Annotated in this window: 22 protein-coding genes; 13 read left to right on the forward strand and 9 right to left on the reverse strand. The window is 36.2% G+C overall.

The annotated features are described in order from the left end of the window. The first annotated feature begins 274 nt into the window (after nt 1–274). Nucleotides 275–907, forward strand: coding sequence for a LysE family transporter (locus tag AC1Z3T_RS02570; RefSeq protein ID WP_100885413.1), 633 nt, complete (start codon nt 275–277; stop codon nt 905–907). Here AC1Z3T_RS02570 and AC1Z3T_RS02575 read toward each other — a convergent pair. After that, the gene (locus tag AC1Z3T_RS02575) at nt 901–1,089 is read right to left on the reverse strand and encodes a hypothetical protein (RefSeq protein WP_100885412.1); all 189 of its coding nucleotides are present in this window, start codon (nt 1,087–1,089) and stop codon (nt 901–903) included. The two genes, AC1Z3T_RS02570 and AC1Z3T_RS02575, sit on opposite strands and share 7 nt — an antisense overlap. Nucleotides 1,090–1,397: 308 nt before the next feature. On the opposite strand from AC1Z3T_RS02575, the gene AC1Z3T_RS02580 reads away from it, so the two are divergent. Beyond that, nucleotides 1,398–1,649: a hypothetical protein gene (locus tag AC1Z3T_RS02580; protein ID WP_004824312.1), complete on the forward strand. Its 252-nt coding sequence runs from the start codon at nt 1,398–1,400 to the stop codon at nt 1,647–1,649. A gap of 192 nt (nt 1,650–1,841) precedes the next feature. Here the strand turns inward: AC1Z3T_RS02580 and metK are convergent, their stop codons facing one another. Next, the gene (gene metK / locus AC1Z3T_RS02585; protein ID WP_004824311.1) at nt 1,842–3,008 is read right to left on the reverse strand and encodes a methionine adenosyltransferase; all 1,167 of its coding nucleotides are present in this window, start codon (nt 3,006–3,008) and stop codon (nt 1,842–1,844) included. 521 nt (nt 3,009–3,529) lie between these two features. Here metK and tkt point away from each other — a divergent pair. Continuing rightward, a complete protein-coding gene (tkt, locus tag AC1Z3T_RS02590; RefSeq protein WP_100885411.1) occupies nt 3,530–5,518 on the forward strand; it encodes a transketolase in 1,989 nt (662 codons plus the stop codon). A 185-nt stretch (nt 5,519–5,703) separates the two neighbouring features. Then, the gene (locus AC1Z3T_RS02595) at nt 5,704–5,919 is read left to right on the forward strand and encodes a hypothetical protein (RefSeq protein WP_004824308.1); all 216 of its coding nucleotides are present in this window, start codon (nt 5,704–5,706) and stop codon (nt 5,917–5,919) included. 64 nt (nt 5,920–5,983) lie between these two features. Here AC1Z3T_RS02595 and AC1Z3T_RS02600 read toward each other — a convergent pair whose 3' ends face one another. Next, nucleotides 5,984–6,394, reverse strand: a complete 411-nt coding sequence (locus tag AC1Z3T_RS02600; protein WP_100885410.1) for an OsmC family protein — start codon at nt 6,392–6,394, stop codon at nt 5,984–5,986. Nucleotides 6,395–6,703: 309 nt separating this feature from the next. Here AC1Z3T_RS02600 and AC1Z3T_RS02605 point away from each other — a divergent pair, with 309 nt between their 5' ends. From AC1Z3T_RS02605 to AC1Z3T_RS02615, 3 genes are all read left to right on the forward strand, one after another. Beyond that, nucleotides 6,704–7,288: a YceI family protein gene (locus AC1Z3T_RS02605; protein WP_004824302.1), complete on the forward strand. Its 585-nt coding sequence runs from the start codon at nt 6,704–6,706 to the stop codon at nt 7,286–7,288. A 997-nt stretch (nt 7,289–8,285) separates the two neighbouring features. Continuing rightward, entirely contained in the window at nt 8,286–8,717 is a 432-nt protein-coding gene (locus tag AC1Z3T_RS02610; protein ID WP_100885409.1) for a hypothetical protein, read from the forward strand. A gap of 155 nt (nt 8,718–8,872) precedes the next feature. Next, nucleotides 8,873–9,553, forward strand: coding sequence for a superoxide dismutase (locus AC1Z3T_RS02615; RefSeq protein ID WP_100885408.1), 681 nt, complete (start codon nt 8,873–8,875; stop codon nt 9,551–9,553). A gap of 100 nt (nt 9,554–9,653) precedes the next feature. Here the strand turns inward: AC1Z3T_RS02615 and AC1Z3T_RS02620 are convergent, their stop codons facing one another. The 4 genes from AC1Z3T_RS02620 to AC1Z3T_RS02635 form a co-directional block, all read right to left on the reverse strand. Beyond that, complete coding sequence (locus AC1Z3T_RS02620; RefSeq protein WP_004824296.1) at nt 9,654–9,833, reverse strand: hypothetical protein; 180 nt, start codon at nt 9,831–9,833, stop codon at nt 9,654–9,656. 477 nt (nt 9,834–10,310) lie between these two features. Next, complete coding sequence (locus tag AC1Z3T_RS02625) at nt 10,311–10,553, reverse strand: putative hemolysin (RefSeq protein ID WP_371864987.1); 243 nt, start codon at nt 10,551–10,553, stop codon at nt 10,311–10,313. Nucleotides 10,554–10,781: 228 nt separating this feature from the next. Next, nucleotides 10,782–11,498: a glutamine amidotransferase gene (locus AC1Z3T_RS02630; RefSeq protein WP_100885407.1), complete on the reverse strand. Its 717-nt coding sequence runs from the start codon at nt 11,496–11,498 to the stop codon at nt 10,782–10,784. A gap of 79 nt (nt 11,499–11,577) precedes the next feature. After that, nucleotides 11,578–12,132: a TetR/AcrR family transcriptional regulator gene (locus tag AC1Z3T_RS02635; RefSeq protein ID WP_004824290.1), complete on the reverse strand. Its 555-nt coding sequence runs from the start codon at nt 12,130–12,132 to the stop codon at nt 11,578–11,580. 89 nt (nt 12,133–12,221) lie between these two features. On the opposite strand from AC1Z3T_RS02635, the gene AC1Z3T_RS02640 reads away from it, so the two are divergent. Continuing rightward, nucleotides 12,222–12,968 carry an SDR family oxidoreductase gene (locus AC1Z3T_RS02640; protein ID WP_100885406.1) on the forward strand — a complete coding sequence of 249 codons (747 nt, stop codon included), beginning with the start codon at nt 12,222–12,224 and terminating at the stop codon, nt 12,966–12,968. Between the two features lie 75 nt (nt 12,969–13,043). Further along, nucleotides 13,044–13,637: a 2-hydroxychromene-2-carboxylate isomerase gene (locus tag AC1Z3T_RS02645; RefSeq protein ID WP_100885405.1), complete on the forward strand. Its 594-nt coding sequence runs from the start codon at nt 13,044–13,046 to the stop codon at nt 13,635–13,637. Between the two features lie 205 nt (nt 13,638–13,842). On the opposite strand, the gene AC1Z3T_RS02650 is transcribed toward AC1Z3T_RS02645, so the two are convergent. Further along, entirely contained in the window at nt 13,843–14,760 is a 918-nt protein-coding gene (locus tag AC1Z3T_RS02650) for an AEC family transporter (protein WP_100885404.1), read from the reverse strand. A gap of 137 nt (nt 14,761–14,897) precedes the next feature. Here AC1Z3T_RS02650 and AC1Z3T_RS02655 point away from each other — a divergent pair, with 137 nt between their 5' ends. The 3 genes from AC1Z3T_RS02655 to AC1Z3T_RS02665 all read left to right on the forward strand — a co-directional run bounded on the left by AC1Z3T_RS02655 (nt 14,898) and on the right by AC1Z3T_RS02665 (nt 16,669). Further along, on the forward strand, nt 14,898–15,770 hold the full coding sequence (locus AC1Z3T_RS02655; protein WP_151806538.1) for a LysR family transcriptional regulator: 873 nt from the start codon (nt 14,898–14,900) through the stop codon (nt 15,768–15,770). A gap of 56 nt (nt 15,771–15,826) precedes the next feature. Continuing rightward, nucleotides 15,827–16,249 carry a hypothetical protein gene (locus tag AC1Z3T_RS02660; protein WP_100885402.1) on the forward strand — a complete coding sequence of 141 codons (423 nt, stop codon included), beginning with the start codon at nt 15,827–15,829 and terminating at the stop codon, nt 16,247–16,249. An 81-nt stretch (nt 16,250–16,330) separates the two neighbouring features. Then, nucleotides 16,331–16,669: an immunity protein Imm33 domain-containing protein gene (locus AC1Z3T_RS02665; RefSeq protein WP_100885401.1), complete on the forward strand. Its 339-nt coding sequence runs from the start codon at nt 16,331–16,333 to the stop codon at nt 16,667–16,669. Nucleotides 16,670–16,784: 115 nt separating this feature from the next. Here AC1Z3T_RS02665 and exaC read toward each other — a convergent pair whose 3' ends face one another. Next, nucleotides 16,785–18,296 carry an acetaldehyde dehydrogenase ExaC gene (gene exaC / locus AC1Z3T_RS02670; protein ID WP_100885400.1) on the reverse strand — a complete coding sequence of 504 codons (1,512 nt, stop codon included), beginning with the start codon at nt 18,294–18,296 and terminating at the stop codon, nt 16,785–16,787. A 358-nt stretch (nt 18,297–18,654) separates the two neighbouring features. Here exaC and AC1Z3T_RS02675 point away from each other — a divergent pair, with 358 nt between their 5' ends. Beyond that, a complete protein-coding gene (locus tag AC1Z3T_RS02675) occupies nt 18,655–19,836 on the forward strand; it encodes a sigma-54-dependent transcriptional regulator family protein (RefSeq protein ID WP_046761156.1) in 1,182 nt (393 codons plus the stop codon). Nucleotides 19,837–19,853 lie beyond the last annotated feature (17 nt).

Below are 19,853 nucleotides of genomic sequence, written 5' to 3' on the forward strand. Positions count from 1 at the left end.
CTGAGTTGAAAGATTCAGCTTTTTTTATCGCTAAAATTTGTAGTTTTCAATTCAATATGTTTGATCAACAAAATATTGATCATGTCGGGTGACGATTTTTGTTGGGTTGAATGATGTAGCTTTAATTGAGATCGACATCGGAATATTAGGTACTTGATTGTTTAGGTACACTTTCTGAGCGAACAAACAATATCACTATTCAAGATGTAGGATTATTTCTTAAATGATTGATCAAACGGTATAATTGGCTCGCCCTAAGCGATAAGATTAAATTATGTCGATGTTATTGACCATTTGTGCACTACATTTTGTAGCACAACTCAGTCCAGGACCAGATGTTTTATTGGTTGCTAAAAGCTCAGCATCTACTACACGTGCCAATACACTTAAAATTATATTGGGCATATCTGTAGGTGTCGTGGTTTGGGTGATTTTAACGCTATTGGGCTTTACGGTTTTATTAGAACATTGGCCTTGGATTCAGCAAGTGTTGATGTTGATTGGTGGATTCTTTTTGGCTCGAATGGGTTACGCCATGCTAAAGGGTGGTATTGCCACACTTAAACAAAATACCAATCTCGATGGGGTCATTGAACATGCACCTAAAAATTATTTCCTTTTGGGACTTTTTACAAATTTAGCTAATCCTAAAATTGTGATTTATTTCAGTAGTGTTTTTTCATTGGCGTTAAGTTCAAGTGCAGGATTAAACTTAAAACCACAATTGGCAGTGATCATTCCGATTCAGACATTTCTAGTGTTTAGTCTATTAATGTTAATTATGTCGGTTCCTAAAATAAAAGCAATCTATCAACGTTCTGGAAGCTATATCGATATTCTCTCTGGAAGCTTCTTCTTATTATTTGCGGCCTTCCTTTGGGTGGATGTACTTAAAATGTTTTATTGATTTTCATTATTGTGAGAAGTTGTTTTTTCATTATCGATATGTTTTGTCGGGTTCTCGCCAAGCTGTTCTTGGGTCTGATAACGATGTGGATCTAAAGTTTTGATATTGTTTTCGGACTCAGCGTATCTACGGCTACGGTTGGCGCGTTCACGTAAACCACCTTTTTTGATCAGTTGTACCAAAATAATCTCCAAAAAAATTTAATATTTGTCTAGGGTTGAATTATACCTTGAATGTGCATGATACAGGATATTGAATACTGGGTATTGAGTGGTATATAGGTTTGAATTGAGAGTGTTTTTTGGGTTTTAAGCTAATTTTATCTAAGTTTATGAATTTTAAAGTAAATAAATAGAAACAAAATTTGCTTGTCAAACATTACTATTCATGTAAACTAAAAATGTAGTTAAATTTTTACATTACTTATATGGATATAATGGTAGTGTAATAAATAAAAACAATAATAGTGCGACAAGAAGGAGATCCAAAGATGATTTTACAATATCATTGTGCTTGCTGTAATGAAACAGTGACTTCGACACAAAAAGTTTGTCCGAAATGTGGCTCTCAGCATATCAAAAGCCCATATGGCTTATGGACTTTTTGCTTAGTGGCTTGTTTGATTGTGGCTGTCACCTTTAAAGTTGGGCATTTATATATTCAAAATCATAATACTGAAGCGCCTGAACAAATTTCAATATTAAGTGTTTTACAACAGGATGCTAAGCCTGGTTCACAGTAATTGATTTTTTATTTTCCAAAATAAGATGAAGTACATGCAAATAATAGAGATAAAAGAAGATAAGTGTTTTTTGATTTAATTTAAATTGAAACTGCTAGAGAGGAGGGAATTTTTTGAGGTATATATTTCCATATCTTTAACAAACAAAAAAGCTCGCATCTGCGAGCTTTTTTACGATGAATTTTTGAGAAATTATAGATTTGCTGATGCTTTAAGCGCTTCAACTTTATCTGTTTTTTCCCATGTAAATGCAGTGTCTGAACCTTCGCGACCAAAGTGCCCATAAGCAGCAGTTTGCTTATACATTGGCTGAATCAAATCAAGCATACGGGTAATGCCATAAGGGCGTAAATCGAAGTGTTCACGTACCAATTGAATAATCAATTCATCAGATACCTTACCTGTATTGAAGGTATTGATTGAAATTGAAGTTGGTTCAGCCACACCAATTGCATAAGACACTTGGATTTCACACTTATCAGCAAGTCCTGCTGCAACAATATTTTTTGCAACATAACGACCAGCATACGCTGCTGAGCGATCAACTTTTGATGGATCTTTACCAGAGAAAGCACCACCACCATGACGAGCCATACCGCCATAAGTATCAACAATAATTTTACGACCAGTTAAACCACAGTCACCCACTGGACCACCAATCACAAATAAACCTGTTGGGTTAATATGGAATTTGGTTTCAGCATGGAACATTTCAGCAGGGATGATCTTTTTCACGATTTCTTCAATCACTGCTTCTTTTAAATTCGCTTGTGAAATTTCAGGATCATGTTGAGTAGAGAGTACCACTGCATCTAAACGAACAGGCTTGCCATTTTCATAAGCAAACGTAACTTGGCTTTTGGCATCTGGACGTAACCACGGCAATGTACCATTACGACGTAATTCAGCTTGTTTTTCCATTAAGCGGTGTGCATATGAAATAGGTGCTGGCATCAGCACATCTGTTTCACGGCTCGCATAGCCAAACATTAAGCCTTGGTCGCCTGCACCCTGATCTTCAGGTTTTTGACGATCAACACCTTGCGCAATTTCAGGTGATTGTTTACCAATCATGTTGATCACAGCACATGTTGAGCCATCAAAGCCAAGATCTGTATGGTGGTAGCCAATACCATTAACCGTGTGACGAACAATCGATTCAAAATCGACATTTGCTGTCGTGGTGATTTCACCCGCAAGAATCACCGCACCAGTTTTTACTAATGTTTCGCAGGCAACCCGTGCATATGGGTCTTCTTTTAAGATTGCATCCAAGATAGCGTCACTGATTTGGTCAGCCATTTTATCTGGATGGCCTTCGCTCACAGATTCCGAAGTAAAAACAGCATACTCGCGCATGAAAGTCCTATCACAGTAATTTATAAAGACGCAATATGTTACATCGACTTCAGCCTGAGGACTAGCATTACCTGATTAAAAATCATGAATAAAATTCATTTTTATGTGTTTTTAATTGATATGTTCATTAGGAAAATTGATAAAGGTGCCTGATTTGGGCACATATTGCCGATTTTTAAAAAACAACAAGTTGTTTTAATTGAGCTATTTATTGGTTTTGCGATTAAATTAAACTTTGCTTAGCTCTCTTCATTTTTCATTGTAATTGTGATGAAAACTCAGTTTAAAAATCTACTGTAGTGCTTTGAGTTTATATAACGGTTGATGCAAAATCATGACGGTTATCGATCAGTTTTAATGTCGTTTCGGCTGTATTTCGTTTATTTTTTAATTAATTTGCAACCAAAAGGGATAAATATAGACTTAAGTCTTTACCCTGATCGTTTTTTTTAAGACAATACATCACAGTTTTTGAATATCTATTCATCTTCCTATATTTTTTATTTATTGGACTCTGATCTATGACAACCCCGTTGAATGAACGTCGTATAGCTAACGCAATTCGTGTATTGGCTATGGATGCTGTGCAAAAAGCCAATTCTGGACATCCAGGTGCACCAATGGGGATGGCAGATATCGCTGATGTCGTATGGCGCGAATTTTTAAATCATAATCCAACAAATCCGCAATGGGCAAACCGCGACCGCTTTGTATTGTCTAATGGTCATGGTTCAATGTTGCAATATGCGCTGTTACATTTAACCGGTTACGATCTTTCTATTGAAGATATTAAACAGTTCCGTCAATTACATTCTAAAACACCAGGTCATCCAGAATTAGGTTATGCACCGGGTATTGAGACAACGACTGGTCCATTGGGTCAGGGTATTGCCAATGCGGTTGGTTTTGCACTGGCTGAAAAAACTTTAGCTGCGCAATTAAATAAAGATGACATTAAAGTTGTAGACCATTTTACTTACTGTTTCTTGGGTGATGGTTGTTTAATGGAAGGTATCTCCCATGAAGCATGTTCACTTGCTGGAACTTTAGGGCTTGGAAAACTGATTGCTTACTATGATGACAACGGTATTTCTATTGATGGTGAAGTAGAAGGCTGGTTCTCAGATGACACTGAAGAGCGTTTTAAAGCTTATGGTTGGCAAGTTCTTCGTGTAGATGGTCATGATGCTGATGCTATTCGCGCTGCAACAGTTGAAGCACGTGAAGAAATTGCAAAACCAACGTTGATTATCTGTAAAACCATTATTGGTTTAGGTTCACCCAACAAGCAGGGTAAAGAAGACTGTCACGGTGCGCCATTAGGTAATGATGAAATCACATTAACCCGTGAAGCATTAGGTTGGAAAGAAGAAGCATTTGTTATTCCTTCTGATATTTATACGGCTTGGGATGCGAAAGCGAAAGGTTCAGCGTCTGAAGCGACTTGGAACGAAACTTTTGCTGCCTATGCTGCAAAATATCCAACTGAAGCAGCTGAATTTAAACGCCGCGTAGAAGGTGATTTACCAGCAGATTTCTTGGCTCAAGCAGATGCATATATTGCTGAAGTCAATGCCAAAGGTGAAACAATTGCAACGCGTAAAGCGAGTCAAAATGCTATTCAAGCGTTTGCACCTTTACTTCCTGAAATTTTAGGTGGTTCTGCGGATTTGGCAGGTTCAAACTTAACCTTGTGGAAAGGTGCCAAAGGTGTTGAGTCTGATCCTGCAGGTAATTATGTACATTATGGTGTACGTGAGTTCGGTATGACTGCGATTGCCAATGGTGTTGCCTTACATGGCGGTTTTATTCCTTATGTTGCAACATTCCTGATGTTTATGGAATATGCACGAAATGCAGTACGTATGTCTGCTTTGATGAAGCAACGTGTGATTCATGTCTATACACATGACTCAATTGGTTTAGGTGAAGATGGTCCTACACACCAACCTGTAGAGCAAATTGCTTCTCTACGTGGTACTCCAAATTTAAATACATGGCGTCCATGTGATACGGTTGAAGCTTCGATTTCTTGGAAATCTGCATTAACACGTAAAGAAGGTCCAACAGCATTAATCTTCTCTCGTCAAAATTTACCATTCCAAACACGTACTCAAACACAAATTGAGAATGTTGCAAAAGGTGGTTATGTATTGGCTGAAGAAAAAGGTGAATTAAAAGCAATCATCATTGCGACAGGTTCAGAAGTTTCATTGGCGATGGAAGCACATGCACAACTTGAAGGTGTACGTGTGGTATCTATGCCATGTGCAGAAGAGTTTGTTAAACAAGATGCTGCGTACCGTGAAGCTGTATTGCCATCAAACATCCGCGCGCGTGTTGCTGTTGAAGCAGGTCATGTGGATTACTGGTGGAAGTTTGTCGGTTTAGATGGCAAAGTTATTGGTATGACAACTTATGGCGAGTCTGCTCCTGCAAAAGACTTGTTCCAATTCTTTGGAATCACCACAGAAGCTGTGGTTGCTGCTGTAAATGAGTTAACTGCTTAATATTCAGCTTTTTAAAGCGATAACAACGCCCCAAAGTGGGCGTTTTTATTTTGCAGATAGTTTTTTTAATGTTGTCGGTAAATTCAGCAAATTTTAGTAGCAGTTTTTAGCAAAAGGTATATAGTTGTGCCATTCATTCTGTATTCATGAAATATGGTGATACATATACCATAAGTGAGGAAAATATGAGCCTTTATGAACAGATTAGTGATGAAATCACTTTGATGGATGCGGGTGAGCAAAAGTGGATTGGGCAGGATTTACCACTTGAATCCATGGTTGCAGTAGAGTTGCTATTACAGGACTTTCAAGAAGACAAAATCATCAAGATTCGACGCAAAAACCATGAAAAGCACTCTGGCTTAAAACAGGTTGATCGTGTCTTGGTTGAAAAGCTTTAAGACTAAAAAGCCCCGAAAGGGGCTTTTGATTGATATAGATGAATATAAATAAATCTAAATTGTACTAGCTCAGATCTAGCTCAGTCTGAATCTGAATATTTGAGGTTAATAGTTTATGAACAGGGCAACTTTCTGCAACTTTAAGTAGGCGTTTGTGTTGTTCTTCAGTGAAATCGCCTTTCAGCTGAATTGTTCGCGTAATAATGTTTTGCCCGGCTTCTGGTTTATCTTCTGGATTTAATGCTAAATCAAGTTGCACATGTTCAATTTTCAATCCTTTAAGCTTGGCATACATTTCCAATGTGATGACTGTACATGCACCTAAAGCAGATAAAAGAATTTGAATAGGATTTGGTGCAGTATCTTGTCCTCCCTTATCGTTTGGCTCATCGGCATACCAGATATGTCCTTGAGGATTGGTTAATGTGACCTGATAAGGGATTTGCGTACTTTGAGCTTGAGCAATGTTTACCATAAAATTATTCATCACATAAAAGACATGTTCTATAAATATAAAATTTTCACTTGATGATCTAGTGAAATTTATTTCATTCTTGATCCCAAGTACTTAAACGAAGTGTGGATTTCTGATCATTTGAAATGCCAATTCCTCATTAAATGTCTATAAAACAAAGCATTGTATGGGGAGATAAGGTTCAAAGTTATGCATCATAAGATAGCAGTTTGAATCGTTGCATATATGCAACATATCGTATTATCAATAACAGTGAATTTGTGTTGGAAGCGTATAGAATAATAGTCATTCGATAGCGAGATTAACAATATGAACTTTAAAGCATTAACATTAGGTTTGGCGGTAGCTTCAGTTGCAACTTTTAGTGTTGCAAAACCAGTTGATTATAAAATTGATCCAACCCACACAGCGACAGTTTTTACTTGGAATCACTTTGGTTTTTCAACTCCTTCAGCAAATTTTAGCGACATTCAAGGCACAATTTCTGTTGATAATGCAAAACCTGCTGACTCATCTGTCAACGTGACCATTCCATTAGCAAGCTTAAATACCAATGTAAAAGCTTTGGATGAACATTTAAAAACTCCTGATTTTTTTGATGCTGAAAAATATCCAAACATCACTTTTAAAAGTACCAAAGTACAAGCTTTAGGTAAAAATAAATACAAAATCACCGGTAATCTTACTGTGAAAGATGTGACTAAACCTGTTGTTTTAGATGCAGTTTTAAATAAACAAGGTGTGCATCCAATGACCAAAGCACAGTCTATTGGTTTTAATGCAACAACTTCGTTTAATCGTTCAGCATTTGGTGTAGGTGCATATGTGCCAAATGTGGGTGATAAAATCACTGTAAACATTACGACTGAAGCTTCTGTTCCAGCAAGCAAGTAATTATCAAAACTGGCTTACATTGACAAAAATCAATGTAAGCCTTTTTTTTGATTTGTCGATTAAGTGGTCTGATTATTTTCACTAAAACAATATTTAATATTAGCCAAAATACCCTATTAAAAATCAGCACTGTTCCTGTCGTTTTTGAAGGTTTGGGCTCAAAAATTTATACATCACTTTTTAAGGTCAATTATAAGTACAAGATTTGAAACTATTCCAATAATGTAGTTTTGATCATTCTATTCATATGAATGAGCTGTAGTTATAGAGCATAAAAAAATTTTTTATTCTAAAGCATCCTATTTCAGGAACGCTCTAAGCAAGATTATTATCGATCAAGTCAGTGGATAATCAATAACGGTTCAAATAACCGAATGAATTATTTTCATTTTTGGCTGAATTTTTATAATTATTCTTTATACACGAATTAGGCTAATATGGCATGGCGCAATGGACTTGCATATTTATAATATCTCATTACTAAAATAAGAGATTGCGCATACCAACTTTAGCAAGTTGGTTTTTTTTCGATGCAACTTTTATATCATCAGCTGTTGTTAATCAATCTCTTAGGGGATTGTTTTTTTGTGCAAAGAACTTTTAGCTAAATCGCTGCCGAATCAAAAGAATACTTATGATAATTCGATTGCATTTTGATACTTCGCCTGTTTACGAAATATACTGTAGCTTTATAAAGCTTATGGTTTATTTTAATCTTTAAAAGGCTATTTATACAGGGAAAAAGGCTAAAGCTTGCTTGGTTAAAGCTTGGGATAAGCTGAAGATTCTTATCGATTATGCTTGTTGTTGGTGGCTTGGCATCAAATGAAAACAAATTTTAAATGTACTGTTTTTCTTTTTTTAGATTTAGATGAATTTATGGATTAGATTGTTATGACAATATCTATTTTTAAATAAAAAGTGTAATGTTTGATTTTTAGCTTTGTTTTTATTCATCATTTTTTAAATCAATTAAAAGTAATAAGGAAGATTCTCAATGTTGAGTACAGCAAATGGCATTCTAATCATTGCTGCATTATTTGATGCTGCAGTTGCAATCGCACATTTGGCTTGTCTTGCTATCGGTGGTTCAGCCTTTCGATTTTTAGGGGCAGGTGAACGTCTAGCAGGTGAATTTGAAGCGGGTAAAATTCAACCAATTTTGGTGACCATTTTGATTGCGCTCATTCTTTTTTCATGGTCTATTTTTGCACTTTCTGGTGCTGGGGTAGTGGCTCTACTCCCATTCACGAAATGGATATTAATGGCAGTTTCAATTGTATTAATCATCCGTGCTTTGGGGTTTTCCTTATTGAAACCCTATTTTCCTGAAAATTCGATGAAGTTTTGGCTTATTTCATCAGGCATTTGTTCTGTAATGGGAATCGCTCATTTGTATGGCGTAATGTCACTATGGAATCAATTATAAAGCATAGGTGAAAGAGGGCGTTTTAATTTAGCTTTGGTTGTCACCATGGGTCATTAAAGTTTGTTTTGATCGAGAAATGGCTTTTCGATTTGACATGTATCGGAAAGGATTATATTTTGTAAATGATTTTAATTATCATTTAAGGCTTTAATCCAATGAACATGAAGTTAAAAATTGCAGTGCTGGCAATGACTATGGGATTCAGTTTCTCAGCAAATGCCGACTTTAAGCAAGCACCTTTACCATATAGTGTTAACGCATTGGAACCTGCAATAGATGCGACGACAATGGAAATTCATTATGGTAAACATCACAAAGCCTATGTCGATAATTTAAATGCGCAAATTAAGAATTATCCTGATCTAGATCAGCTCAGTATAGAAGCGGTTCAAGCACAAATTTCAAAATACAATACAGCAGTGCGTAACAATGGTGGCGGACATTTTAATCATGCATTTTTTTGGGAAAGCTTATCTCCAACCGCATCTTCAGGAAAGCCTTCGACGAAATTATTAAAACAAATTAAAAAAGATTTCGGTTCATTTGAAAATTTTCAGACAAAATTTAATGAGGCTGCAACAAGTCGATTTGGTTCAGGGTGGGCTTGGTTGATCTTGCAACCGAATGGCAAATTGGCAGTGAGTTCAACACCCAACCAAGATAATCCTTTGATGGATGTTGCAGAAGTAAAAGGGACACCGTTATTGGGATTGGATGTATGGGAACATGCTTATTATTTAAAATATCAAAATCGTAGAGCAGATTATACTAAAGCATTTTGGACAGTTGTGAATTGGAAAAAAGTCAGTGATCGTTATGCGCAGGCAAGCAAATGATCCACAATTAAAACCACTTTCAAGTGGTTTTTTTAAACCTTGGCAAAAGGAGGGAAGACGAGAAATAAAACTATTTTTATTGAATATATCTATCGATCCTTTAATGAAAAGGGTTGTAGCGATTTTTCCTCAATTCAAGAAATGCTAATAGCGTTGCTACAATCGCTAGAATCCCAACAGATAATATGATGAGATCAGACAAGTAAAGTCCAGCTAGGATACCAAGCAAGGCAATAATAAAAGATATGATTAAAATAACTTTGAGTACAATACTGCTCATGAGGCATTCCTCTTTGGATAAGTAGAATAACGCTTAATTGATAATGATAATCAATAACAATATTTTACATTAATCTTAAATCTAATGAAATCTAAACGAAAGATGTTAAGTGCATATGAATAAACTCATTAAATCTACTATTTCAATGGATTTACGTGGTATCTCAACTAAAAACAACGCAAAATTTGTAAGTTTATTTGAGCAGTGAATAGTTCTTTTATTTAAGCTTATGTTTTTTCGTAAGAGTTTTTTAAATTCTACACTCGTTAAAAATTAAATATTTTCTAGCACTTTTGTTATATAGAAGAAGTATAAAAGTAAAATTCCATCGAAAATTATATTTTTTAATTCTTTCAAAAATTTCATTTGCTCGTTAAGCTCATCAAAACTGAAATTTTATAGGAATAAGAAAAAATAAAGCCATTACAATAAGATATTGTAATGGCAATAAAACATTAGGCATTCATTTAAAGTTTATTATGGCTGCGCTTTTGAATCTTCTTGCTGAGCACTTCTAAATAACTCCCATTCCTCGACGACTTTGCCATCTGCTAAACGACAATATCCAACTTCATTGCCACGAGAATCTTTCTTCACGATTGATGTGCCGCCAACTTTATTACAATAAACACTGGCAGGATTTGCCATACCAAGCGATTGTGGTTCTGGTGTTTTCACTTCAGGTGTTGAACAAGCTGAAACTAGCAAGGTTGTGAGCAAAGATGCTCCAATCAGTATTTTTTTCATTGCAAGATGGATATAAGTTATGAAGTATAAATTATAAAACGGTCACCTCAACCCAATGTATTTAATATGTTATCTATTACGCATAAATTAGACATTCTATGCGCTAATAGAAGATCAACGATTTTGATATTGATCGATCATAATCATTCATTTGAGGCAAATATTGTTGATCTTAATATTTGCCAAACCTTCAAAGCAAAACTATTGATCAAAGTTTTTGAGATAATGTTCAATAACAAGTGGTGCTTGTAATTCTAATTGTGGGGCATATTTTTCATTATCTGCTCGCAATTGCGGAATATTTAAACCCGCTTGACGAAGTTCACTTGTATGACCAATCAACCACTTTTCCATATACTCCGCTGCAACTTCTAGATGAAATTGTAAGGCGAGAATATTTTGACCTACTCTGAAAGCTTGATTGGTATAAATCGATGAGCTTGCGAGTAATTCAGCAGTCACAGGTAAGTCAAAACTATCCCCATGCCAGTGTAAAACTTCGTGATTGGCTAGAGGCAATAAAGGATTATTTTTTACCAAACTGAGTCTTAATTTACTCCAACCAATTTCTTTTTGATGTCCTGGATAAACTTTTGCGCCCAAGGCATGCGCAATTAACTGAGCACCTAAACAAATCCCTATAGTTGGGAGATTTTTAGCGATACGCTGCTCAAGATATTTAATTTCATCATTTAGGAATGGGTAGTCTTCGGTCTCATAAATCCCAATCGGTCCACCTAAAATAATGGTCAGTCCTTCAAACTCAAGTGCAGGTTTTAAATTATCTACACCCGCTTCAAAGTAGCGAACACGATAGCCGAGTTCATAAAAAGTATCTTCGAGTGTTCCCAGATCTTCAAACGCTAAATGTTGGATGGCATAGATCGTTTTGGGAAGCGTTGTATTAGAGGTAGCCATAATTTGACAGTGGATAGAATAAGGTTATTGCTATTTATACCAGTTTATACTTCGTTGAACACGTGGTTTATGCTGTAATTTATAACATTGCCTGTATCGCTTTTTTACTCGACTCTAAAATGATCAATTTAATGCTTTCATCAGCGATACTGCGCGCCATAAGAATCGCACCCACCAATTGACATAAAACAACCCAAGCTTTTTCTTCACTGCCTAAATGTTTCGAAAATAGCGCATGTCCACGCTGTAATTCTTTTTGATAGAGTTGTTTAATTTCTAGATCTGAACGGGAAATTTCAGTGGCTAAGGCAGGTAAAATACATCCATACTCAGCGTGTTCTACATGTGAAACTGTGAGATATCGATTCAATTCGAACTCTAGCCATTGTTCTGCTTGGTCATAAGGGTTATTTTCCCATTTTTCGATACTGTCTTTCAGTTCATTTTCAACAAGTGCTTTAAATAAATCCTGTTTGGATGAGAAGTGTGAATAGAACGCGCCACTTGTCACACCTGCAGCTTTCATGAATCCATCTATACCAGTTACGGCAAAGCCATTCTTTTTAGCGAGTTGTCCACTAATTTCAAGAAGTTGCTTTCTTTTTTCTGCTTTATAGCCGGATTGGTATCGCATAGTTTTACATCAATCTTTTCTTGACCTTGTTTTAAAACTATAACATAGTAATCGTTATAATAACGATCGTTATGTAAAAGGATGATATTATGCAAGCTCATAGTCAAGGACAAAGTAATAAAGTCGCGCTAGTCATTGGTGCTGGAGATGCAACAGGAGGTGCGATTGCTAAGCGCTTTGCCCGGGGCGGTTATATCAGTTGTATGACCCGTCGTAATGCGGAAAAGTTACAACCGCTGATCGATGAGATCGAGGGAGCAGGTGGGCGAGCCTATGGTTTTGCTTCAGATGCACGGAAGGAAGAACAAGTTATTCAATTGATTGAAGATATTGAAAATAATATAGGACAAATCGAGGTGTTGGTTTTTAATATTGGTGCAAATGTACCTTGTAGTATTCTTGAAGAAACAGCACGTAAATATTTTAAAATTTGGGAAATGGCATGTTTTGCTGCTTTTTTAACTGGACGAGAAGTTGCAAAGCGTATGGTTACACGACAACAGGGAACTATTATATTTACTGGCGCAACAGCAGGTTTGCGTGGCGCTGTATATTTTTCTGCATTTGCTGGGGCAAAGCATGCACTTCGAGCGCTTGCACAAAGTATGGCTCGTGAACTTGGTCCACAAAATATTCATGTGGCGCATGTTGTTGTTGACGGTGCAATTGATACCGATTTTATCAAAAATTCTTTTCCACACATTTATGAAAAGAAAGATCAAGATAGTATTTTAAATCCTGAACACATCGCTGAGAATTATTGGCATATTGCTCAGCAACCACGAGATTCATGGACACATGAATTGGATTTAAGACCTTGGATTGAGAAGTGGTAAGTCACTTTCTAGAAGAAAGTTTGATTAAGGGATTTTTTAAAATAATAAGCCGAGTAGGCTAAAGGATGATAGAACATGAAACAGATTGAATTTTACTTTGATCTAGGAAGCCCATACAGCTATCTTGGTTTTTATCAGATTCAAAAAATTGCAAAGCTACATCAAGCACAGATTGTATGGAAACCGATATTACTCGGTGGCGTATTCAAAGCGACAGGGAATAGTAGCCCCATGACTGTGCCTGCCAAAGCACGTTATTCGATGGTTGATATGCAACGGTGGTCAAATCTCTGGGATATTTCAATACAAATGAACCCATATTTTCCAATAAATACGCTGAATTTGATGCGCATAATTACTGCGGTCCAGCTTTATCGCCCTGAATGTTTTTTGACAGTACTGAATGCTTTATTTGATGCGATGTTTGGGCATCCACAAAATTTAAATGATATTGATGTATTAATGAATTTGATTGAATCTCTTGGCTTTAGTGCTGAACAGGTGCAAATATGGCTATCTGATGATCAAGTTAAAATGCAACTGAAGCAAATCACTGAAGAAGCAATCGAACGCGGTGTGTTTGGTGCACCTACATGGTTTGTAGGGAAAGAAATGTTTTGGGGTGTCGATCATCTCCATTTTGTTGAAATGGAATTGAATCAACAATAAGCTTATCATTTGGGCTAAATATTTAATATTTCATGAATTAATCACTGAAATGAAGAAATTAAATCGTTTCGTTTTTTGCTAAAAGTGCTGTAATTAACCACAGCACTTTTTATTGGTAATTGAGTAGGCTTTAAAATATTTTATACAAGTTAGAAGTTCTTTTTTCATATTGAGTAGATCAAACGCAGAACCTGTTGTTCAACTGCTAATGATAAAAATACTGCAATAAACTCAAAATTAACGCCAAACTAAATACAGACAATATCGTTTGCATACTGATGGTTGCAGCCATTAGTTGATAATCACCATTTAATAATTTTGTTAAAATATAAGCAGATGATGCCGTTGGAATCGAAAAGAAGATCATAATGGCAATGACTGCTGAAGCATTAAATGCAAATAATTGCATCATGATAAATGCCAGTAGTGGAATAACAAGTAATCTGATTAGGCTAATGATGAACGATTTTTTCAGATAATATTTGAGCGTTGTAAATTGTATTGCTGTTCCAACACATAACAGTCCTAGCATGAGACTACTGCTGGAAAAAGCGCTGAGTAAATTCGCAAACCCTGACCAAATTGGAATATGTAGGACGTTAAATGCGATGCCAAAAATACATGAGCTAATCAGTGGATTTTTGATCAGGGAGAAAAAGATCGCTTTGATATTTAATTGATTTTTAGGACTTAAAGAAAGGATAGAAATGACATTGACCGCAGGTATGGCAATCGCAAGAATATTGACCAAAATGCTTTTGATTTCAGGATTATCTAAACTTGTCGCAATGGATAAACCCAAATAGGTATTAAAACGAATCAAGCTCTGTATATACACTCCAATTTGTGCCACAGGTGTATGATTCAATTTTGCAAATAAATAGACAGCGACGACGATCAGCGCCATTATTAAAAAAATCATAGCTAAAATACTGTGCAGATGTCCCATATTCATATCTGCATTGGCAAGAGAGCTAAATAACAAGGCTGGAAATAAAATATAGTAATTGAGCTTTTCTGCACCATTCCAGAATTTTTCATCAAGTGTGCCAGATTGGAATAGATAAAAACCTAAACCAATTAATGCAATGGATGGAAACAGAATTTGAATCATTTGCAACATGCTGAATGCTCTATACAAAATTAGCCGCACAACTGATTTAGATATCAGTTTAGGCGCGACTTATGTAACTTTAGATAAAGAATATGACTTATGTCGATTCATGGTAAAATGAGTTTTTACTCATGGATAGAGTAGCCATGACATTTACCCAACTCAGCATCTTTGCCATGCTGGCTGAACAAAAAAGCTTTACAGTGGCAGCACAACGCTTGCAAATCACTCAGTCTGCAATATCACATGCAATTAAAGGTTTGGAGCAAGAGTGGGCTGTAACACTTTTTTATCGCAATCATAATGAAGTTGAGCTGACTGAAGTAGGGATTAGGCTTTTAGTTCATGCCAAAGAAATTCTAAATACATCTAATCTTTTAAAACAAGAAATCTCTGACATACATGGTTTTCATTCAGGAACATTGAGAATTGGATCATTCGGTGCATCTTCTTCTAATGTACTCATTCCCTTAATATTAGAGAAATTTAGTTTGCAGTTTCCAAATATTGAAGTGTTTATCAAAGAGGGAACTGACAAAGATATTTCACAATGGATTCATGATCGTACAATTGATGTGGGTTTTGTGGTATTGCCTGAAGAACGTTTTGATACTTTTCCAGTAATTGAAGATATTTTTATTGCCCTCATTCCCAAGTCAAATCCATTGGCTCAACACAGTGCAGTGAGATTAAATGAACTGGTTGAATATCCTTTTTTAATGACCTCTGCGGGGAGTCAGAATCACGTGACTGAAATGTTTAGAAAAGCAAATTTAAGTCCAAAGATTAAAAGCTATTTTTCTCAAATTTTAACCATTATTAATATGGTGAATAATAATGCTGGTGTATCAATTGTTGCTGATATGGCGCTAAATAAGGATTTGATGACTCTTTTTCCAAATGTACAAAAGATGCCGTTGTCTCCAAATGTTAAGCGATCTATAGGTTTGGCTGTAAAAAATAAAAAGCAAATCAGTCCAATTGCGCAAGCGTTTATTGATATTGCTCAGACGGTTTAACAGGTTTTTGAAACTAAAAATCTCTTTGGATGTTTTTGCAAAAAATAGGTAGAAAGATGATGGCTCAATTATTCTATAAATTATTAGAACAACCAAAAAAAGTATTTATATTTTGTCTGATTATTGCCAATCTTTGTTTATGGGCAATTGGTTTTATCAAAGGCTTTGAGGTTTTATGGGTACTAGGGTTTCTTTTTTTTACTGCTTTTTCTGCATTTTTTATGTCTTTGGTATTGGCTGATACCGTGGAAAAAAAGTTTAGTTATAAAATATACTTTCAATTATTTTTTTATGGATTATTTTTTATTTTATATTTGGCATTGAATAAATATAAAACACTTGGTGAACAGAATTTCTATACGCAACGTATAGTCATGTTTCTAGTTGTATTTTTAACCATGTTATTGATGTTGAATTTAAGAGCAACGTTAGGCTATAGCTTTGAAAGCATAAAATTATTGTGGCGTAAATATAGATGAAGCATTGAATAGCACTAACGTAACGTTACTGTTTTATAAGCAAAAAAGTGGGTGTTAATAAGAGTTTATGGATTTTGATCTATGCGTTTAGAAGATTTACAAAAACAAATTTGTGAAAAATATAATTCAAAATATATCCAGCTTGATGATATGGAGATGGTGGCTTTTGCAATACAAAGTTTAGGTCAACAACCAATTTATGCAGTACGTATGGTTCTTGAAAAAGAGGAAAATGTATCTTGGTTTATTCATTGTGGTGAATATTCTTCAGCGTCTGATTTTTATCAAGCGATACATGTCTCTCATTTACATCAATATTTACCTGAAATTTTACCTTATTTGGCGCTTGAACCAGGTTTTCAGGTGATTATTGATAAACATGGTTATGAAGATGTTTGGTTAAATCCTATAGCTGAATAAAATAATAACTGTTTAAGCTAAAATGATGATTAAACCTGTATAGAGATTTAAATCATGCAAATTAGAAAAGCGAACCGTAGTTCGCTTTTCTGTGAATCCAAACCAAGCTAAGAACTTAGAAGAACCCCATTGCTTTGGTTGAGTAGCTCACCAATAAATTTTTGGTTTGTTGATAATGATCTAACATCATCTTGTGATTTTCACGACCAATACCTGATTTTTTATAACCACCAAATGCAGCATGGGCAGGGTAGATATGGTAGCAGTTGGTCCATACACGACCCGCTTCAATTGCACGACCTGCACGGTAAGATGTATGCGCTGAACGTGACCATACACCTGCACCTAAGCCATACATGGTATCGTTGGCAATTTTGATTGCTTCATCATAATCTTTAAATGTTGTAACCGACAATACAGGTCCAAAAATTTCTTCTTGGAAAATTTTCATGCTGTTGTCGCCTTTAAAAATCGTTGGCTCAATATAGAAACCTTGTCCAACTTCTTGGCGATTTCCACCACCTGTAAGCAGTTGTGCACCTTCAGCACGGCCTGTTGCAATACAACCCAGAATTTTATTTTGTTGTTCTTCAGAAGCTTGTGCACCAATCATGGTGTCTGTATCTAAAGGATGACCTGTCTTGATACGTTTTACACGTTCGACTGCCAATTCCAAGAATTTATCAGCGATACTTTCTTGAACCAATGCGCGAGATGGACAAGTACACACTTCACCTTGGTTCAATGCAAACATTGCAAAACCTTCAAGTGCCTTGTCTAAATAGTCATCATCTTTATCCATCACATCTTCAAAGAAGATGTTTGGAGACTTACCGCCGAGTTCAAGCGTAACAGGAATAATATTTTCGGTTGCATATTGCATAATCATTTGTCCAACAGCTGTTGAACCTGTAAATGCAATTTTAGCAATGCGTGGATTGGTAGCCAGTGGACGACCTACTTCAACACCGTAACCATTGACAATATTGAGTACACCTGGCGGTAAAATATCTTGAATCAGTTCAGCAAGCACCAAAATACTCGATGGTGTTTGTTCAGCAGGTTTTAAAACAATACAGTTACCTGCTGCAAGTGCAGGTGCAAGCTTCCATGCAGCCATGAGAATTGGGAAATTCCATGGGATAATCTGACCCACTACACCCAAAGGCTCGTGGAAATGATAGGCAATCGTATCTTCATCAATCTCAGATATGCCACCTTCTTGAGCACGTAAACAACCTGCAAAATAACGGAAGTGGTCAATCGCCAAAGGAATATCCGCGGCAAGTGTTTCGCGAATTGGTTTACCGTTTTCCCATGTTTCAGCAACTGCCAATAACTCTAAATTTTCTTCTAAACGATCTGCGATTTTTAACAGTAAATTAGAACGTGTTGTTGGAGATGCTTTGTTCCAAGAGGCTTTCGCTTTATGTGCTGCATCTAAGGCAAGTTCGATGTCCTCAGCGGAAGAGCGTGGAATTTTAGTAAAAGCTTTACCATCTACGGGTGAGATATTGTCAAAGTATTGACCTTTGACGGGTGCTACCCATTTGCCATCAATGAAGTTTTCATATTGAGCTTTAAACTGAACCTTTGAACCAGGTTGGTTTGGATCGACATAACGCATAAGAGTATCCCTTTACTTATTTTCATGATCATTCATGATTTGCTGGATATTGCATGTATGAACAGTGATTGTTTACATGATAGCTTGAGCATAGAGAGTCAAAGGTAGGAGAAAGGTTGGATGAAAATCTAAAGAAATTTGCGCTATGATTTAATTTTTGAAAGTGTTTTCTTGTTTGTTGAAAAGTAGCTAAATATTGATAAAAAAGATTTTATTCTAACGCTTTGGTATTAGTTGTGTTGACCAAGGTGAATGTAAAGATGATAGTGTGCTAGAGTGATTTATAAGCAGTTCCGTTGGATAAAAATAACAGAAGGGAATCGGATATTTTTGGACAAATTACAGAGGAATGTAGCGTATGTTAAGCCAACAAGAGTTAGCACATAAACGAAGTTTAATCGAACAGTTACGTCAAAGCAGTAGTTTGTCTTTAAAACACGCTGATCAACTCGGACAGAGTATTTTAAGTTCATGGCAGCGCTCTAATTCAGCTGCAATTCCTAAAGATCGTGAAGCTGCCCCTTTAATGAGTGTCAAGCAAGAACGTAAAACTGTATTAGAAAGAGCGATTGAACATTGCAGTGATGAGTTGACGCATATTGCGGAACAATCTGCAATGGTCGCTGCTGTGGGTGATATTGGTAGTACCATCATTTGGTCGGCTGCTAGTGGTCAAATGCGTAATGCAGCAGAACGTGTGCATTTTATCGCGGGGGGACAATGGCGAGAGGATTTGGTTGGAACCAATGCCTTGGCACTTTCATTGAAAACACAGCAATCGAGTTGTGTATTTTCTAACGAACACTTTATGTCTTCTGTACATGATTGGGTATGTTATGCATCACCGATTATAGATCCATACTCCAAACAAGTTTTGGGTGTCATCGACCTTTCGACTACATGGAACTATCACAACAGTTTGGGTTTATTGGCTGCTGAACGTTGTGCTTCAATTATCCAATCTGCATTACTTGAATTTCAACAACAACATTTATTCATTCGTGCCTTCGCTGTTCCGCAAGTTTTATTCAATGGTAAAATTGTGGTCTTGACGCCACGTCAAATCGAGATTTTGACTATACTTGCGCTATGCCCTCAAGGTATGAATTTGGAAAATTTACATCAAGCTTTATATGGCGAGCGTAAAGTCAGTGTGGGTACATTAAAAGCAGAAATGTCTCAATTGAGAGATATTTTAGGGGGCATGTTAGGGTCACGACCTTATCGTTTGTTGGCTCATGTTGAAGCTGACTTTTTACAAGCTGAAAATGCATTGGATGCAGGATATATCGAATCTGCGTTAAAATTATGCAAAGGCGTTTTTTTAGCTAAAACAGAAAGTCCGTTTTTATCTGCATGGCGAGATTGTTTGGAATCACGATTGAGTGAGACCATCTTTAAGGCCAATGAAACAGATGTATTACTGAAGCATTTGGCGCACTTCCCCGAGGCAATAGATGCGGTGGAGCGCTTGATTGAGTTAACACCAGTCGGGCATCCAGCCCATCAGATGCTCATGAAATATAAAGATGAGCATTGATTGGCAAGTTCTGAGTG

The organism is Acinetobacter sp. B-6 (assembly GCF_056930735.1).

Coding starts and splice junctions, on each gene's coding strand:
- AC1Z3T_RS02570 (WP_100885413.1), top strand. CDS start 275: ATGTCGATGTTATTGACCATTTGTGCACTACATTTTGTAGCACAACTC.
- AC1Z3T_RS02580 (WP_004824312.1), top strand. CDS start 1,398: ATGATTTTACAATATCATTGTGCTTGCTGTAATGAAACAGTGACTTCG.
- metK (WP_004824311.1), bottom strand. CDS start 3,008: ATGCGCGAGTATGCTGTTTTTACTTCGGAATCTGTGAGCGAAGGCCAT.
- tkt (WP_100885411.1), top strand. CDS start 3,530: ATGACAACCCCGTTGAATGAACGTCGTATAGCTAACGCAATTCGTGTA.
- AC1Z3T_RS02595 (WP_004824308.1), top strand. CDS start 5,704: ATGAGCCTTTATGAACAGATTAGTGATGAAATCACTTTGATGGATGCG.
- AC1Z3T_RS02600 (WP_100885410.1), bottom strand. CDS start 6,394: ATGGTAAACATTGCTCAAGCTCAAAGTACGCAAATCCCTTATCAGGTC.
- AC1Z3T_RS02605 (WP_004824302.1), top strand. CDS start 6,704: ATGAACTTTAAAGCATTAACATTAGGTTTGGCGGTAGCTTCAGTTGCA.
- AC1Z3T_RS02610 (WP_100885409.1), top strand. CDS start 8,286: ATGTTGAGTACAGCAAATGGCATTCTAATCATTGCTGCATTATTTGAT.
- AC1Z3T_RS02615 (WP_100885408.1), top strand. CDS start 8,873: ATGAACATGAAGTTAAAAATTGCAGTGCTGGCAATGACTATGGGATTC.
- AC1Z3T_RS02620 (WP_004824296.1), bottom strand. CDS start 9,833: ATGAGCAGTATTGTACTCAAAGTTATTTTAATCATATCTTTTATTATT.
- AC1Z3T_RS02630 (WP_100885407.1), bottom strand. CDS start 11,498: ATGGCTACCTCTAATACAACGCTTCCCAAAACGATCTATGCCATCCAA.
- AC1Z3T_RS02635 (WP_004824290.1), bottom strand. CDS start 12,132: ATGCGATACCAATCCGGCTATAAAGCAGAAAAAAGAAAGCAACTTCTT.
- AC1Z3T_RS02640 (WP_100885406.1), top strand. CDS start 12,222: ATGCAAGCTCATAGTCAAGGACAAAGTAATAAAGTCGCGCTAGTCATT.
- AC1Z3T_RS02645 (WP_100885405.1), top strand. CDS start 13,044: ATGAAACAGATTGAATTTTACTTTGATCTAGGAAGCCCATACAGCTAT.
- AC1Z3T_RS02650 (WP_100885404.1), bottom strand. CDS start 14,760: ATGTTGCAAATGATTCAAATTCTGTTTCCATCCATTGCATTAATTGGT.
- AC1Z3T_RS02655 (WP_151806538.1), top strand. CDS start 14,898: ATGACATTTACCCAACTCAGCATCTTTGCCATGCTGGCTGAACAAAAA.
- AC1Z3T_RS02660 (WP_100885402.1), top strand. CDS start 15,827: ATGATGGCTCAATTATTCTATAAATTATTAGAACAACCAAAAAAAGTA.
- AC1Z3T_RS02665 (WP_100885401.1), top strand. CDS start 16,331: ATGCGTTTAGAAGATTTACAAAAACAAATTTGTGAAAAATATAATTCA.
- exaC (WP_100885400.1), bottom strand. CDS start 18,296: ATGCGTTATGTCGATCCAAACCAACCTGGTTCAAAGGTTCAGTTTAAA.
- AC1Z3T_RS02675 (WP_046761156.1), top strand. CDS start 18,655: ATGTTAAGCCAACAAGAGTTAGCACATAAACGAAGTTTAATCGAACAG.